Source organism: Mycobacterium sp. THU-M104 (assembly GCF_049197365.1).
Taxonomy (GTDB): domain Bacteria; phylum Actinomycetota; class Actinomycetes; order Mycobacteriales; family Mycobacteriaceae; genus Mycobacterium.
In genome coordinates this window covers 1-1,484 of sequence record NZ_JBMIOP010000076.1, presented here as the reverse complement: position 1 = coordinate 1,484, position 1,484 = coordinate 1, and the positions used below count along the sequence as shown (strand labels likewise).

Sequence of the window (1,484 nt, the reverse complement as noted above, 5' to 3'; positions counted from 1 at the left end):
TTCGTCGCAAGTCGATAATCTACCCGCTTCAGCAGTGCGTGCAGAGTGCCTCGGACGACGGGGCTGGCAGGTCCCCGATAGTCGGTCCGCCTGGTTTTGGAGCCAGGTTGTGTTGATACCGATTTCAGTTGATCTCGCAGGCCACGGGGTGATGGGTGTGGCTGCATCGGGCAGCGTACTCGGCGGGGGTGAGGTAGCCCAGCGCTGAGTGACGGTGTCGATGGTTGTGTTCGTGCTTGAAGTCGCCGATGACCACGCGGGCTTCGAGCAGGTTGGTCCAGTGGTTGCGGTTGAGGCACTCCCTTCGTAGCCGGTTGTTGAACGATTCGATGTAGCCGTTGTTCCATGGGGTCCCGGGCGGGATGTAGGACAGCCCCACCTTTCCAGCGCAAAACGATTGCAGCGCTTGGGAAATAAGCTCAGGGCCATTATCCATCCGCAGCACCTTCGGTGGACCGCCAGCCGCGGCGAACACCCGCTCCAGCTCGGCGATGAGCCGCTGGGCAGTAATCGAGCGCTCCACGATGTTCAGCAGCGATTCTCGGGTGTGCTCGTCGAGCATCGAGGCGATCTTGACCGCTTTGCCGTCGATGGTGGAATCGAACTGGAAATCCAGCGCCCACACCACCTTGGGCGCGTCTGCCTCGACCTGCGGGGCGGTGCAGGCCCCGCAGCGTTTACGCGGGCTGTGCACCCGGCGCTGCAGCCCCTCCTGCTTCCACAGCCGGTGCACCTTCTTCTTGTTCACCTCACGGTGTTCGTCGTGGCGCAGGGCCGCCCAGGCGCGGCGAAACCCATGGCAGGGGTGTTTGGCGGAATAGTCCCGCAGCCAGGCCCGTAGCGGCGCGTCAGGGTCAGCCGGGGTAGCCGCCAGCGGGGTGCGGCGATAGGTGGAGCGGGCCAGCCCGACCGCCTTGCACGCCAGCCGTTCTGACATGCCCAGCACGTCTTTGAGCATGTCCACAGCGCGGCGTTTGGCGTCCGGGCTCAGAATTTTCCCTTGGCGACCTCCCGCAGGGCGTCTTTTTCCAGCTCGGCCTCGGCCAGCAGCCGCTTGAGGCGGGTGTTCTGTTCCCGTAGCTCTTTGAGTTCTTTGGCCGCGTCCACGTCCATGCCGCCATAGCTGCGCCGCCAGTTGTACAGCGTGGCCGGCGACACCTCCAACTCGGCCGCGATCTCTTCGTTGGTCTTGCCCGCCGCAGCGAGCTCATCAGCGCGGCGCAGCTTACGCACCACGTCCTCAGCGGAATGCTTCTTCCGGCCAGCCATGTTCTTCATCGTCCCTTCCAGCCCCCGTTCGGGGCCACAGGACTCTAAAACAAGGCGGACTCATTCACCGGGGACATGCCAGGGCATGGCCGCGAAAACACTTGAAATGTAATACGGCCATGTATTACATTTAGGTGTGTTGGTCGACTGGTCCAGACGCGGTGACTACATCGCCAAGCATGGAGTCACACCTGAGCAGGCCGACGAGGCGCTAA

The 1,484-nt window shown here is 63.1% G+C and carries 1 protein-coding gene; it reads right to left on the bottom strand.

Going from position 1 to position 1,484, the window contains the following annotated elements; translation table 11 throughout:
• Nucleotides 1–124: 124 nt before the first annotated feature.
• Nucleotides 125–1,269 (bottom strand): IS3 family transposase gene (locus ACOJVU_RS07295; RefSeq protein WP_407689303.1). Its coding sequence is split into 2 segments (ribosomal slippage): nt 125–1,002 and nt 1,002–1,269, totalling 1,146 coding nucleotides; the frame shifts between segments, so codons are not numbered across the junction.
• Between the last annotated feature and the right edge of the window lie 215 nt (nt 1,270–1,484).